Below are 13,781 nucleotides of genomic sequence, written 5' to 3' on the forward strand. Positions count from 1 at the left end.
CTCAAATTTGTTAGGCTGTTTGATAGATTTCGATAAAGATTTCCTTCTCTTGTTTCCAATTGTATTTCTGCCGCGCCTTCAGGCAGTTATTGCTCATTTCCGCCCTTTTTTCAGGATGTTTCAATAAGTAATTGACGCCTTCGGCAATTGATTTTGGATCATGTGAATCGACACATACACCGATTTTTTCCGTATCGACAACCTTTTGAATTTCAGGAAAGCTGCAGGCAACCACAGGCACACCGCTCATCATGTATTCAAACAATTTATTTGAAGAAGCGGAGTAGTGATTAAAGCAGACATTATTCAATATCTGAAAACCTAAATACGCATTTTTTGTATAATGGAGCAGCTCGTCGACCGGAACCTTCGGTAAGAACTTCACACGATGTTCCAGATTCATGTCGCTTACTTTTTTCATTAAATCATCCTTGATTCTTCCATCTCCGATAAAAACTACCGTCCCGCCCTCAATCATCGGTACAGCATCAACCAATTGCTCTAACCCTCTTCCCATTTGAACGCCGCCTTGGTATAGCAAAATCGGTTCATTCTCTGGCAAATCGAGCAGCTCATGCAAATTCACGGCCGTACTTTCCTCCGGATTGGTTGGAATCGGGTAGTTATGGACCACCTTGGGATACAGACCATATAAGTCTTCGTTATACTTAGCTCTCGTATGGTTTTCGGCAATCATTTCATCCACGAACATTAATAGGAATTTCTCCATCATCCCGTAAATTCGGCTATTATATCCCGTTCTGCTGGTTTGTACTTCATGCGAGTCATAAATCAGCTTTTTCCTTCTCAACCATTTACTGCTGATCGCTCCCTGCATGAGCGTATTCAAGTCATTTGAATGATAAAAATCATATTTCCTTTTCCGCCCATGATAGATCATTTGACCAAAAATGTAGCTCCTCGTTAATAGTGTCGGCAGCTTCGTTTTAGTGATCATCAGGGTGCCCATCGCAAGGAGTGCAAATGAGCCGAACAGTATTGCCGATCCCAACCAGCCGTTGATCAAGTTCAAGTTCCACAACGTATTCCAGACCAATAAGGCCAATAGAACGATTTCAAACTTCTTTTTCTTCAATTTGCCTACGATCCTGAGAATCCTATGAAGCGCATCCCAGCGATTATTCACCCTAGTGACAGTGAAACCATTTTCGTGTTTCTCCTTTTTGGGCAAACCCTCGATTTTCCAGTTATGAATGGCAATTAAATCGACTTCATAACCCGCTTCAGTAAGTGCTGTGCATTCTCTTAGAACCCTTGCATCGTTTGTAAAGTGATTCCACACGAACATACATACATTCTTCGCCATGTTGTCCTCCACTTCCGAATTTTTCAGCCTGACGCTTCCATCACATTGATGAGACCTTTAATATTTTTAGACCATTGAAAATGTTGTTTAGCATACCGATGACCGTTTTCCCCCAGTTCTTCACGAAGGGCTGGATCTGAGGCCATGGTCAAGATATGCTGACAGATTTCATCAACATTTCTGCTCTCTGCCACCAACCCGCATTTCGCCTCTGATAGCATCTTCTTGGCCCTGCCGTCCACATCACCGACAATGGGTATTCCGACACACATATAATCGATGATTTTACCAGGCAGCACCTTATTGAAGACTTCTTTTTCAACCAAGCTCACATAGGCAATATGGGACGTTGAAACTTCATGAAGAGTCACTCTTCGATTCATCGCATTAATCATCTTAATATTTGTCAGCCCTCTAGAGCTTATCTCCTTCTCCACTTCGGATATCCGATATCCATATCCAATCATCGAGAACTCGATTTGTTTATGTTCCCTTAGCTTTTCAGCTACGGCTATCAGCTTTTTCAAGTCCTGGGCCAGTCCGATATTCCCCGCATAAACGACCTTGATCACCTTTTCCGATACAGGTGTAAGCAAGTTCTTTAACGTCAGCTCATCCGCAGTAAGCGAATTGGGGATGTATTGGATGGCCTCTTCCTTGACTCCCTTTGCAACGATATAATCCCTGAAACCAGGACTATTGATGATAATGAAATCTGAAAGCCGATATAGCTTCCTTTCCAGAAAGAAAGCGATTTTCAAAACCCACTTATTATTAAATACTCCCACTCCTATCAACGATTCCGGCCATAGATCCCTGACATCGGTAATGAGTTTCGCCTTCATCTTTTTCTTGGCGATCAACGCCGCCAGTGTCGGGAAGATTGGCGGAGTCGTGGCAAACACGTAATCATATTTTTTTTCGAGACGGATGATTGTATAAATGAAAAGCCACATCGCTTCAAGATAATGAAGCAACCGCTTCCCCATATTGCTTGTATACCTCTTCACTTTGTCCGGTTTAATCCTGATGACATCTTCTTCAATGCTTTCTTCATCCCAAAACTTTGTATCTTGATATAAACTTTGATTAGGATAACTCGGCTTCAATGTGATGACCGTTACCTCAAATCCGTTTCTTTTCAAATGGAGATATATATTTTTCATTCTATTTCCCGCACTTCCGATTTCCGGATAAAAGTTTTGCACGATCATCAGGACACTTTTCATATTCGCCTATCACCTCTATTCTGCTTTGCTTACTTCCTGCTTTATATTGTAAATGCCAGATATTAACTGGAGGTTAAAGAAATATAAAGTCCCCATTAATATTGTAAAAATTCTGTTAATTATTGTTTCATTTTTATATTTCCCATGAACTTCCCGTTATAATGGGGGAGACATTCAGAAGGGGAGGAAATGAGCATGCCTAAACAACGTATTAAGGTCATGACCGTATTTGGTACAAGACCAGAGGCTATCAAAATGGCACCAGTCGTTTTGGAACTGAAAAAGCATCCAGAAGAAATAGAAACCATCGTGGTGGTCACCGCCCAGCATAGGGAAATGCTCGACCAAGTCTTGCAATGTTTTAAAATAAAGCCGGATCACGATTTGGATATGATGAAGGATAGACAAACATTAGAAGAGATTACAACTCGAGGGCTTGAAAAATTGAGTTCTCTCATGAAAGATATAAAACCGGATATCGTCCTCGTACACGGGGATACAACAACAACTTTCATCGCAAGCTTGGCCGCTTTCTATAATAAGATACAGATTGGTCACGTTGAAGCTGGTCTCCGGACTGGTAATAAGTATTCTCCATATCCTGAAGAAATGAATAGGCAGCTGACAGGTGTCCTGGCTGATTTGCACTTTGCGCCAACAAATCAGGCCGCAGAGAATCTAATTTTGGAAAATAAAAAGAGTGATTGTATTCATATTACTGGAAATACGGCAATCGATGCGTTGAAAACAACAGTACGGAAAGATTATGAACATCCGATTCTATCTGGTTTGAATGGGGATCGCATGTTATTGATGACAGCGCACAGACGAGAAAATATCGGAAAACCAATGGAAGAAATATTCCGTTCCGTCAAACGGCTGCTTGAAGATCACAAGGATATCCAAGTAGTTTTCCCGCTTCATAAAAACCCTGTAGTCCGTGAAATTGCTTACCGGATTTTTGGTGAAACGGAAAGACTCCACTTAATAGAGCCGCTTGAGGTGCTTGATTTTCATAATTTTGCGGCGCATGCCCATCTAATATTGACAGATTCCGGAGGTGTGCAAGAAGAAGCTCCCTCACTTGGTGTTCCTGTCCTTGTGTTACGCGATACAACAGAACGTCCGGAAGGAATCGATGCTGGTACCCTTTTATTGGCTGGAATTGAGGAAGAACGAATTTATGAATTAGCCACAAACTTACTTACAAATGAAGAAACCTATAAAAAAATGGCGACAGCCTCCAACCCATATGGAGATGGATTCGCTTCACAACGCATAGTTGAAATCCTATTGAAACATTGCGGAATGAAGTCCCCCCTTCCATTATGAAAGAAAAATATAGTAATGAAAAAATCCTGTCATGTAAGCGGCAGGATTTTTTCATTACAAGGTGGATTCGCTCCAGATTAAAAAGCATATTAAAAAAAGGAAGTTACATCTGCGAAGCTTGTTTTGACAAGAAAATTTGATTTTAATTTTTTGGATGAGGAAATGAACATGACTCACAATCGAAAATGCAGCTAAGCCCCCGTGAATATAAAGGAGGATAAGATCTCCCTGTCGAATTGATAGTCATGACATGAAACAGGAGGATTAGTATGAAAAATCAAGTTACCCCCTATTTAATCTTCGATGGACAAGCAAAAGACGCATTAGCCTTTTATGCAGAAGTATTTCAAGCAGAGATTACCGATATGCAAACCTACGGTGAAGCTGATTTCCCAACACCTGAAGAAGCGAATGAACTTGTTCTGCATGCAAAAATCAAAAAAGGCGATATGTTGATCATGGTATCCGATACTTTTCCAGGCAATCCCTTTGATGCCGGGAATAATGTAGCATTGGTCCTCGAATGTGAAAGCGACTCGGAAATCCAGCATTTATATGAGGTTATGTGTGAACAAGGATTATCCTTAATGGAACTGCAAGATACCTTTTGGGGAGCTAAGTATGGTAAGGTCAAGGATAAATTCGGCATTCACTGGGACTTGAATTTCACAAAATGAATGTAAAAATGGCCGAAAATACGATTTGTATCCCCGGCCATTTTTAATAGAATCATTCACGGAAACGATGCATCAAAATACATGAAAATAATTAAGGACATTTTTTCCAATCAATAAAATCGTGACGCAAATAAATAATATACGTACATAGGAAGCACCTTTTTTAATTGCGAAGTTCGTTCCTACCAGTGCTCCTGCAACCATTGCAAGACCCATCGGAATTCCATAGGCAAAATTAACGGTCCCCATAGATAAGAAAATGATAAGTGCGGCAATATTGCTTCCAAAATTCAATATTCTTGCATTCCCGGCAGCCCGGACAAAATCAAACCCAATGATCAAAAGTGAAAATAATAAAAAGGAACCTGTGCCTGGTCCTAGAAAACCATCATAAAAACCAATCGCAAATATTATGACTATTAAAAGAATCGTTTTCTTCCTTGTCAGCCCTTTATACTTTGCATCTTTACCCCAATCCTTTTTTACTAACGTATAAATCGCAACAACGATCAATAAAATCAAAATGAGGGGTTTCAGTATCTCTGCGGAAACGAAATGTACAACGTATGCTCCTAACGCCGCTCCAATCACAGTAATCGGAAACAGCTTGATAACGAATTTGAAATCCACTTTTTCAGCCCGAATGAATGAAATCGTACTCGTTAAAGATCCCATGGTACCCGCCAGCTTGTTAGTGGCAAGTGCCGCTGAAGGCGAAATCCCCGTGAACAATAAAGCCGGAATGGAAATTAAACCGCCCCCGCCCACGACGGAATCGATGAATGCGGCAATAAAACCCGCAAGTACTAAAAATAACAAAGTATAGAGATTGATATCCTCCATGTATTCCCCTTCTTTCAAAAGCACTATCTAAAATGCCATTACTCTTTTTCAATTAACCCTTCCTCTGAAATGACAGTGAATCCATGCCGCCTAAGCAAAGCCGCGGTCACTCCATTCCCGACCTTCTTCTCCCCCTTGAATTCCCCATTATAAATCGTGGCACTCCCACAGGATGGACTATTTTCTTTTAAAACGACTAACGTTGCCCCTACCTCCTGGGCTTTCAATAACGTAAGATTCGCTCCCTTTATGTACAATTCCGTTACATCCCGGCCCTACTTTTCGATGATCTTCGCTTTTCCATCAAGGACATCGCCACCTTCACCGCCGACTATCTCAGCAGGCTCCCTCGGTGTCGAAAAACCGCCAAGCAACTCAGGACAAACCGCTATAGCCTTTTTCTCCCTCATTAATTCCATAATTCCATCATCCAGGCTATGTGTACCATTGTATCTTACCTCAAGCCCCGCCAAACAAGCACTCACCAAAATCATCAAATCACCCCACCTCATGCGCTTTCCACCATTTTACCACCGTAGGTTGGATTATTGGTGCAGAGGTCGAATTATGAGCGGTTACGGTCGATTTTGTTGATGCGTGGGTCGATTTATGGGCGGTTACGGGCGAATTGTTGGTGCGTGGGTCGATTTATGGGCGGTTACGGTTGAATTGTTGATGCGTGAATCGAATTATGGGCGTGTATGGTCGATTTTGTTGATGCGTGGGTCGATTTATGAGTGTTTACAGTTGATTTTGTTGATGCGTGAATCGATTTATGGGCGTGTATGGTTGAATTGTTAATGCGTGAATCGAATTATGGGCGTGTACGGGCGAATTGTTGGTGCGTGGGTCGATTTATGGGCGTGTACGGGCGAATTGTTGGTGCGTGGGTCGATTTATGAGTGTGTACGGTCGAATCTATTGGTGCGTGGGTCGAATTATATGCGGTTACGGTCGAATCTATTGGTGCGTGGGTCGTATTATATGCGGTTACGGTCGAATCTATTGGTGCGTGGGTCGTATTATATGCGGTTACGGTCGAATCTATTGGTGCGTGGGTCGATTTTGTTGGTGCGTGGGTCGATTTATGGGCGGTTACGGTTGAATTGTTGGTGCGTGAATCGAATTTTGTGCGTGTATGGTCGAATTGTTGGTGTGCAGCCTGAATTTTTCGCACATCTGGTCGAATTCTGCCACACAATCAAAAAAAGCGCTTGCAGCGAAGAGGATTCCCGGCAAGCGCTTGTCTATTTAGTTAGTTGAGTTCAGTGATAGTAGTTGGTACGTAATGATGGTCTTTTCACTGGTCCATTCAATTTTTTGGATAACGGCTGTTCCGCTTGAGTCAGATTGAATGGTTTTACGGACATCGATTGGAATATCGATAGGGTATAACCTGTATCCAGCTTTCGACAGCCGAAAAATGTTTTCTTCTTCACGGGTTTCGTTCCCTTTTGTCACGATCATGGTATTTAGCTCCATAGGCATGCCCATGTGTATCTCCTCCTTGCCAATATACTTAGTATATACTTCATTCTATCATTATTCGGTTTTACTTTTCATCCAAGATGTTAAATCTTCGACTACTTTTCTGTTCACGGCCGGTGGGAAGTAATGTGTGAATTGAGGGAAATACCAGCTTTCGACCTCTTTGTCATGCATTTTCAATCTTTTTTCCAACCGGTACGCGTGTTCTATGGCGACATTGTCATCTTTTTCACCATGAATGATCAGTACGGGTACATTCAAATCTTCAATCACAAACAATGGCGTACGGTATTCATATTGATCGGGGCATTTTTTAGGTGTACCGCCGATGACCCGCTTCATCATCCGACGCATATCGACACGTTCGACATATGTTAAAAACATATCCGACACTCCACCCCATGTGACGATCGACGCTGCATTCCTACAGTATATCCCCGTCCAAAGCGCCATGATGCCCCCACGGGAAAATCCAAGGATATGAATGTGATCCTTATTCACTCGGGGATGCTGTTCAAGAAGATTGAATCCTGATATCGCATCGAATCGATCTTCGCCTCCAAAATCCTCATCTCCCTCTCCGCCTTGATTCCCACGGTAAAAAGGGGCAAAAACGATGAAACCTTCTACGGCATACTGCACGATCCTAGCGGGCCTCACCTTGCCGACATTTTTAATACCGCCGCGTAAATATAAGAAGGCATCATGTATTTCGCCATCAACAGGTTCAGCCAGCAACCCCTTTACCTTCAGGCCTTGTGATATGTACGTAACTGAATAAAGATGGATTCGTGGATGCGGTGATGGAAACCGCCGTTTTGAAATAATTGTTCCGTTCTCCAATTTCCACTCTCCTTTCTCATTAATCTTATTGTAAAACATCCGCTTGTTTTTATCCCCTGCGAGGCATTCACATTTTTTTCTTCAGTTCATACGATAATGTAGGCAAAATACCTATATATCAAGGAGGAAGGAATTTTGAAAAAATGGTGTAAAGCAGGTGTCGTATTTTTACTTCTGTGCATGCTGGTGGTCCCGCTTGGAGCATGCGGCAACAAGGAACAGGAAACAACGAAGGTCAGGGTTGCCGAAGTAACCCGCTCCCTTTTCTATACACCTCAATATGTAGCGATTGAAAAAGGATTTTTTAAAGATGAGGGTCTCAGCATTGATTTGAAAACGACGGCAGGCGGCGACAAGACGATGACCACGCTTCTGTCCGATGGGGCGGATATTGCTCTCGTTGGCTCTGAAACATCGATTTACGTTCAGGCACAAGGTTCGAACGACCCCGTCATCAACTTCGCTCAATTAACACAGACGGATGGAACGTTTCTTGTTTCACGTGAAAAAATTGACAACTTCAATTGGGATATGCTGAAAAACTCTACATTCCTAGGCCAGCGAAAAGGCGGGATGCCGCAAATGGCCGGCGAGTTCGTATTGAAAAAACATAACATAGACCCGAAAAAAGATTTGAACCTCATCCAGAACATTGATTTTGCGAACGTCGCAACTGCCTTCGCTTCAGGAACCGGCGATTTTGTTCAACTGTTCGAACCAACGGCCAGTGTTTTTGAAAAAGAAGGAAAAGGCTATATCGTCGCGTCTTTCGGCACAGAGTCCGGGCATCTTCCCTATACAGTTTATATGGCTAAGGAAAGCTATTTGAAAGAAGACAAAGAGACTGTCGAAAAATTCACGAGGGCATTGAAGAAAGCACAGGATTGGGTTCAGGAAAATGATGCTGCCGAAATTGCCGATGTCATTCAGCCGTATTTTGAAGATACCAATATCGAGACGATGGAAACAGTTATCAACCGCTACAAAGAACAAGGATCCTTTGCCACCGACCCCATTCTTGATGAAGAAGAATGGAACAATCTGCAAAACATCATGGATGAAGCAGGCGAGCTGCCTTCACGCATAAGCCATGAAGAGCTGGTCAATACAGATTTTGCTGAAGAAGTTACAAAATAGCATAGCTAAAGGTAAGGAGGATGTCAGTTGAGCTTTTTAAAAATCCAAGACATTCACCATACTTATTTTTCAAATCAGACGGCAGCGACCGCACTAGCGGACATTTCCCTCGACATTGAAAAAGGTGAATTCGTCTCTTTTCTAGGTCCGAGCGGCTGCGGAAAAACCACCCTACTTTCCATCATCGCCGGGCTATTTCCGCCCACTGCAGGAAAGATCCTGCTCGAAAACAAACCGCTGAAAGCCAACAGTGACCTTTCAATCGGCTATATGCTGCAGCAGGATTATCTATTTCCATGGAAGACAATTGAAGAAAATATATTATTAGGATTGAAACTGATTAAAAAGGATGAAGGCATTGAGAGAATAAAAACGCTGAAACTTTTAAGTGACGTTGGATTGGGAGGCACCGGAAAATTATATCCGCGCGAACTCTCTGGAGGAATGAGGCAAAGGGCTGCACTGGCACGGACACTGGCGGTCGACCCAAAAATCCTTTTGCTTGATGAACCGTTTTCGGCTCTTGATTACCAAACGAAGTTGAAGCTGGAAGACCTTGTTTTTGAAACTCTTAAATCCTTCGGAAAGACAGCTGTGCTCGTCACCCATGATATCGGTGAAGCCATTGCAATGAGTGACCGCATCTATCTGTTTTCTGCGAACCCGGGAAGCGTGCACAAAACCTTCAAGGTGCCCGATGAACTGCGGGAACTCTCACCTTTCCATGCACGCAACCATCCACAGTATCCGACGCTATTCCAAACGATCTGGAAGGAGCTTGAGAGCCTTGAATATTGAACAGCTTCATAACCAATATAAAACCTCATTAAAAAAAGAAAACAGGCTCATTCGCTTTTATCAGATCCTGATTTTCATCGTTTTTTTCAGCAGTTGGGAACTTTTATCCAGAATGGAAGTGATTGACCCGCTCATCTTCAGCTCCCCAACTAAAGTGTGGCATCTTTTCATACAGAAATTGGGTGATGGAACACTTCTATCCCATTCCGGAGTGACCCTATTCGAGACAGTTCTCGGCTTTATCATAGGGACACTGCTTGGAACGATCCTGGCATCCCTGCTATGGTGGTCGCCAAGATTATCCAAAACTCTTGACCCCTATCTCGTCATTTTAAATGCCATGCCGAAAGTGGCACTCGGCCCCATCATCATCGTAGCATTCGGCCCTGGCTTTCCATCCATCATCTCGATGGGGGCGATCATCTCCATCATCATCACCACCATCGTCGTCTACACCGCATTTCGCGAAGTGGACCCGAACTACCTGAAGGTGCTCCAAACTTTTGGCGCCACAAGAACACAAGCTTTTCGGGAAGCCATATTACCCGCCTCCTTCCCAACGATCATCTCAACATTGAAAGTGAATGTCGGCCTCTCCTGGGTCGGCGTCATCGTAGGGGAATTCCTTGTTTCAGCCAAAGGACTCGGCTACCTAATCATTTATGGCTTTCAAGTCTTCAACTTCACCCTCGTAATGCTTTCCTTAATGATCATTGCCGTATTTGCCACAATCATGTATCAACTAGTAGAACTGCTCGAGAGAAAATTAATCAAAGACTAACCAAACTGCCGATAAACCTCGGCAGTTTTTCATTCATGCTTGAGGTAAAAAATGAATTTAGTTGAGTTTCGGATGTTTTACTCGTGAGTTTCGGCGATTTACTCGTGAATTCCTCTAGTTTACTCGTGAATTCCGGCGATTCAATCGTTTCTCAGCAAATTGCCTTCACTCAATCTTGATAGGCTCAACGGTACAATTTCATCTTTCATGATGAAGCTAAACTCCTCACCGAGTACATCCGGCAATGCTTCCAAAAAGACCGGGCCGTCCGTTTCGAGGTAATTTTGTTTCTTTTCTAACCCACGCAATGCAGCATAGTATATCGATTTAACAAATGGCTTGACTGGATGATGTACCTTATATTGTCCCAAAAATTGCAGCTGGCCCACCAAGCCTCCTGTTTCTTCATACACTTCACGTATGGCTGTTTCTTCAATCGATTCCCCTGCTTCCCGTTTACCTCCAGGGAACTCCAATCCCCGTTCTCTGTGTTTGGTCAATACCCACCTGCCCTTATATCTGCTGAGTACAAAAACATGCCAAGATTCTCCAAAGACAGGATTCTCGGAGAATTCGACTTTATATCCGTTCATATCAAGAAAACGTTTCATTTTTCCCCTTCTCTCCGTATAAGAAATAATGCTATGCCCCTTCATTCATTATATGGGTAAAAAAAACTACTATCCAGCAAGAACCCATCAAAAAACGATGGCCCCTCAATATTCGAGGCCATCGTCTGTTGGTTTTGCCTGTAAAATCCCCATGCTTTCTATATGCCTTCTTCCTTCTTCAGTACCCAGGGCATAAATCATCTCATAAATTTTTTGGAGTGTTATATCCTGTTTATCATTTTCACGGTCAAAATGATATTGAAGGTATGGGACATGTGCCCGGTAAAAATTTTCTTCCCCTACTGAATAGTTATAATCAAATAATTCACGTAATTTTATGATTTCATTATCTGTCGCCTCGATCTCGAAATTCCATGGAGAACTTTCCTTATCTTGTGTTATCTGCCCATTTGGAAGCCAAATGTAATATTTTTTCCTGTTTTCAGACACATCCATCCACCCTTTCCATATATCCTACGCTTATTTTTCACGTATTTCCCCACTTCATACAATGGAAAATTTTGTTTACAGAAGAACAAAGATGTTAAATAATAGATTAAAGTATCTTTCAAAGGGTAAAACATATAATAAGCCCAAGCATCCCTTAAGATTTTTATATGCACCCAGAGTTTTTTTTGATAACCTACATATAAAGAGATAACGGATTTCTAATAAATGTGAGGTGAAAGTTTTGAAGTTAATTGAAGAATTATACAATATGTACCGTGATAAGATGACTGGTGATGAAGAAGATATTGATATGCTTACTTTTGCGGTTCTGGAACAGCTTGACCGCAAGGAAATTTTCGAATTGCTTCAAGAGATGGATGATCAAGAACTGACCAATTTGATGGGCCTTTACATTATTGAAACGTTAAAAGGGAAGTTCGCTCAAAATAGTATGAGCGACACGAAACCTACACATTTTCCGCCTAGGAATATTCATTAAATACATACCATGTCAGGTGTCCCTCTTTTGATGGATGCCTTTTTTATTGTTTTAACCAAAAAAAAAGCCCTACCGAAGCAGGGCTTTTCCTAAATCTTAATGTCCTAAATACGCACGCAGCATCCAAGCATGTTTGTTTAAGCTTTTCTTCATGCCTGTCAGCATATCAGCCGTAACCGGATCTTCTTGTTCGGCAACTTCGATGATTTCCAGGAACTCTTCGGAGAGCTTCTCAAAATCACTGATGACGCTTTGAACCATATCTTCTGTATTTTCATTTCCTGTCGCTTCTTCGATCGTCGTTAATTCCATGTACTCTTTAAGGGTAGCAACCGGCTTTTCACCAATGGCCAATAATCTTTCGGCCAATTCGTCATAGTTGGATGTCACTTCTTTGTATAATTCTTCCAGTTTTTGATGAAGTTCAAAGAAGTGCGGTCCATTCACGAACCAGTGGTAATTATGAATTTTCGTATAAAGAACACTGAAGTTTGCAATTTCCTTATTCACTAAAGTTCCTAATTTTTTCTGAGCCATAAATATCTACCTCCGTAAGTTGGTTATACCTTTATAATTCCCTCTATTCTAAAATTGAAACATTATCTAACTCGGTTCTTATGCTAAAATGAATCTAAATTGTGAACGTTAGGAGCTGTAAAGTATGATTACGGTTTTAGTTATCTCCATTATTGTGATTCTGATTGTATTGGCATTATCGGTCTTAACAATCGGAAAAGGTTATAGATACAAGCATACAGTGGATCCGGTCGAACCTTTGCCAGAGGATGAGGGAAAAAAAGAAGAACCCGAAAAATAAAAAAAGTTCCTGTCACAAAGGACAGGAACTTTTTTATTAACCGAAAACTTTATGAAGATCTTCTTTATCTTGTGCAAGCCAGAAATTCATTAATTTCTTAGCTCCTTCAAGATCATGCAATTTTGCTTGGCCGCATTGTTTTTCGTTTGCAGCAGGAATTTCAGTAATTGTAACAGCATCCTTGAAAGTATCTTCAAGAACATCGATGATTTCCGTCACTGTCGGCTCGCCGCTGACCACAAGGTAATATCCTGTTTGACATCCCATTGGCGAAATGTCGATGATATCAAAGTGATCGAAGCGCTCGGAATGCTTACGGATATTGAATGCAAGCAAGTGTTCCAGAGTATGGATCGTATCCGGCTTCATCGCTTGTTTATTTGGCTGACAAAAACGGATATCAAATTTATTAACAACACCGTCTGTTCCTACCTTATGGACACCGCAATGTCTAACATATGGGGCTTTAACAGCGTTATGATCTAATTCAAAGCTTTCAACTGAAGGCATTTAATTCACTCCTTAATTGTATGTCATCTCTATTTTACCTTGAATAACAATATATTTCATCCTTTAAAATTAATTCTCATTATATCAATCGGATTACCAATATGCTTATTCCTTTTTTACCCTTATTGGAAATTTAGAAAATATGCTATAATTGAGGGTAGTCAATTTACTCGAAAAGAGATGAAGGCATCGTGTTGAAAAAAATATTAATGGGAATCATCCGTTTTTACCAAGTTGCTCTTTCTCCATTAAAACCGCCCACCTGTCGTTTTTATCCAACTTGTTCCCATTATGGTTTGGAAGCGATCAATCGTTTCGGACCTATAAAAGGAAGCTGGTTATCACTCATCCGGATTCTTAAATGTCATCCGTTTCATCCAGGCGGCATTGACCTTGTTCCCGAAAAAAAAGAAAAAAGTGAGGACCAATAGAAAAAACC

The 13,781-nt window shown here is 41.6% G+C and carries 19 protein-coding genes and 1 pseudogene; 10 read left to right on the forward strand and 10 right to left on the reverse strand.

The window, feature by feature from the left end:
• Nucleotides 1-10: 10 nt before the first annotated feature.
• Complete coding sequence (locus LQ188_RS23175; protein ID WP_101225565.1) at nucleotides 11-1,327, reverse strand: glycosyltransferase; 1,317 nt, start codon at nucleotides 1,325-1,327, stop codon at nucleotides 11-13.
• Between the two features lie 23 nt (nucleotides 1,328-1,350).
• Nucleotides 1,351-2,556 (reverse strand): glycosyltransferase family 4 protein, encoded by a 1,206-nt coding sequence (locus tag LQ188_RS23180; protein ID WP_363320614.1) that lies wholly within the window; start codon nucleotides 2,554-2,556, stop codon nucleotides 1,351-1,353.
• A gap of 189 nt (nucleotides 2,557-2,745) precedes the next feature.
• Here LQ188_RS23180 and wecB point away from each other — a divergent pair, with 189 nt between their 5' ends.
• Both wecB and LQ188_RS23190 read left to right on the forward strand, forming a co-directional pair.
• A complete protein-coding gene (wecB, locus tag LQ188_RS23185) occupies nucleotides 2,746-3,888 on the forward strand; it encodes a UDP-N-acetylglucosamine 2-epimerase (non-hydrolyzing) (RefSeq protein WP_290370145.1) in 1,143 nt (380 codons plus the stop codon).
• Nucleotides 3,889-4,157: 269 nt separating this feature from the next.
• Nucleotides 4,158-4,565 (forward strand): VOC family protein, encoded by a 408-nt coding sequence (locus tag LQ188_RS23190; protein ID WP_101225568.1) that lies wholly within the window; start codon nucleotides 4,158-4,160, stop codon nucleotides 4,563-4,565.
• 72 nt (nucleotides 4,566-4,637) lie between these two features.
• Here LQ188_RS23190 and LQ188_RS23195 read toward each other — a convergent pair whose 3' ends face one another.
• Nucleotides 4,638-5,408 carry a TSUP family transporter gene (locus tag LQ188_RS23195; RefSeq protein WP_230178494.1) on the reverse strand — a complete coding sequence of 257 codons (771 nt, stop codon included), beginning with the start codon at nucleotides 5,406-5,408 and terminating at the stop codon, nucleotides 4,638-4,640.
• 38 nt (nucleotides 5,409-5,446) lie between these two features.
• Nucleotides 5,447-5,902: pseudogene (locus LQ188_RS23200) on the reverse strand (DUF523 domain-containing protein).
• A gap of 115 nt (nucleotides 5,903-6,017) precedes the next feature.
• On the opposite strand from LQ188_RS23200, the gene LQ188_RS23205 reads away from it, so the two are divergent.
• Entirely contained in the window at nucleotides 6,018-6,209 is a 192-nt protein-coding gene (locus tag LQ188_RS23205; protein ID WP_230178495.1) for a hypothetical protein, read from the forward strand.
• Nucleotides 6,210-6,310: 101 nt separating this feature from the next.
• Nucleotides 6,311-6,574, forward strand: a complete 264-nt coding sequence (locus tag LQ188_RS23210) for a hypothetical protein (RefSeq protein ID WP_230178497.1) — start codon at nucleotides 6,311-6,313, stop codon at nucleotides 6,572-6,574.
• Between the two features lie 85 nt (nucleotides 6,575-6,659).
• Here LQ188_RS23210 and LQ188_RS23215 read toward each other — a convergent pair whose 3' ends face one another.
• Both LQ188_RS23215 and LQ188_RS23220 read right to left on the reverse strand, forming a co-directional pair.
• Entirely contained in the window at nucleotides 6,660-6,902 is a 243-nt protein-coding gene (locus tag LQ188_RS23215; protein WP_101225571.1) for a DUF2584 domain-containing protein, read from the reverse strand.
• 48 nt (nucleotides 6,903-6,950) lie between these two features.
• The gene (locus LQ188_RS23220; protein ID WP_230178498.1) at nucleotides 6,951-7,739 is read right to left on the reverse strand and encodes a prolyl oligopeptidase family serine peptidase; all 789 of its coding nucleotides are present in this window, start codon (nucleotides 7,737-7,739) and stop codon (nucleotides 6,951-6,953) included.
• Nucleotides 7,740-7,919: 180 nt separating this feature from the next.
• Here LQ188_RS23220 and LQ188_RS23225 point away from each other — a divergent pair, with 180 nt between their 5' ends.
• The 3 genes from LQ188_RS23225 to LQ188_RS23235 are packed head-to-tail and all read left to right on the forward strand — an operon-like array spanning nucleotide 7,920 to nucleotide 10,455.
• Entirely contained in the window at nucleotides 7,920-8,876 is a 957-nt protein-coding gene (locus LQ188_RS23225; RefSeq protein WP_101225594.1) for an ABC transporter substrate-binding protein, read from the forward strand.
• Between the two features lie 27 nt (nucleotides 8,877-8,903).
• Complete coding sequence (locus LQ188_RS23230; RefSeq protein ID WP_101225573.1) at nucleotides 8,904-9,674, forward strand: ABC transporter ATP-binding protein; 771 nt, start codon at nucleotides 8,904-8,906, stop codon at nucleotides 9,672-9,674.
• Nucleotides 9,664-10,455, forward strand: coding sequence for an ABC transporter permease (locus tag LQ188_RS23235; RefSeq protein ID WP_230178500.1), 792 nt, complete (start codon nucleotides 9,664-9,666; stop codon nucleotides 10,453-10,455). Before LQ188_RS23230 ends, LQ188_RS23235 begins: the two co-directional genes overlap by 11 nt.
• A 140-nt stretch (nucleotides 10,456-10,595) precedes the next feature.
• Here LQ188_RS23235 and ytkD read toward each other — a convergent pair whose 3' ends face one another.
• Both ytkD and LQ188_RS23245 read right to left on the reverse strand, forming a co-directional pair.
• Nucleotides 10,596-11,066: an RNA deprotection pyrophosphohydrolase gene (gene ytkD / locus LQ188_RS23240; RefSeq protein ID WP_101225575.1), complete on the reverse strand. Its 471-nt coding sequence runs from the start codon at nucleotides 11,064-11,066 to the stop codon at nucleotides 10,596-10,598.
• A gap of 105 nt (nucleotides 11,067-11,171) precedes the next feature.
• A complete protein-coding gene (locus LQ188_RS23245; protein WP_101225576.1) occupies nucleotides 11,172-11,516 on the reverse strand; it encodes a hydrolase in 345 nt (114 codons plus the stop codon).
• Nucleotides 11,517-11,757: 241 nt separating this feature from the next.
• Here LQ188_RS23245 and LQ188_RS23250 point away from each other — a divergent pair, with 241 nt between their 5' ends.
• Nucleotides 11,758-12,015: a DUF6154 family protein gene (locus LQ188_RS23250; RefSeq protein ID WP_034310524.1), complete on the forward strand. Its 258-nt coding sequence runs from the start codon at nucleotides 11,758-11,760 to the stop codon at nucleotides 12,013-12,015.
• Between the two features lie 96 nt (nucleotides 12,016-12,111).
• On the opposite strand, the gene LQ188_RS23255 is transcribed toward LQ188_RS23250, so the two are convergent.
• Nucleotides 12,112-12,552, reverse strand: a complete 441-nt coding sequence (locus LQ188_RS23255) for a DNA starvation/stationary phase protection protein (RefSeq protein ID WP_048686502.1) — start codon at nucleotides 12,550-12,552, stop codon at nucleotides 12,112-12,114.
• 124 nt (nucleotides 12,553-12,676) lie between these two features.
• Between LQ188_RS23255 and ytzI the strand changes: the two genes are divergently transcribed.
• A complete protein-coding gene (ytzI, locus tag LQ188_RS23260) occupies nucleotides 12,677-12,832 on the forward strand; it encodes a YtzI protein (RefSeq protein WP_230178502.1) in 156 nt (51 codons plus the stop codon).
• Between the two features lie 36 nt (nucleotides 12,833-12,868).
• Here ytzI and LQ188_RS23265 read toward each other — a convergent pair whose 3' ends face one another.
• Entirely contained in the window at nucleotides 12,869-13,342 is a 474-nt protein-coding gene (locus LQ188_RS23265) for an S-ribosylhomocysteine lyase (RefSeq protein ID WP_034310515.1), read from the reverse strand.
• Between the two features lie 191 nt (nucleotides 13,343-13,533).
• Here LQ188_RS23265 and yidD point away from each other — a divergent pair, with 191 nt between their 5' ends.
• Entirely contained in the window at nucleotides 13,534-13,773 is a 240-nt protein-coding gene (yidD, locus tag LQ188_RS23270; protein ID WP_101225578.1) for a membrane protein insertion efficiency factor YidD, read from the forward strand.
• Nucleotides 13,774-13,781: the final 8 nt, after the last annotated feature.

It is taken from the genome of Peribacillus sp. Bi134, from assembly GCF_918698065.1.
Lineage (GTDB): Bacteria > Bacillota > Bacilli > Bacillales > DSM-1321 > Peribacillus.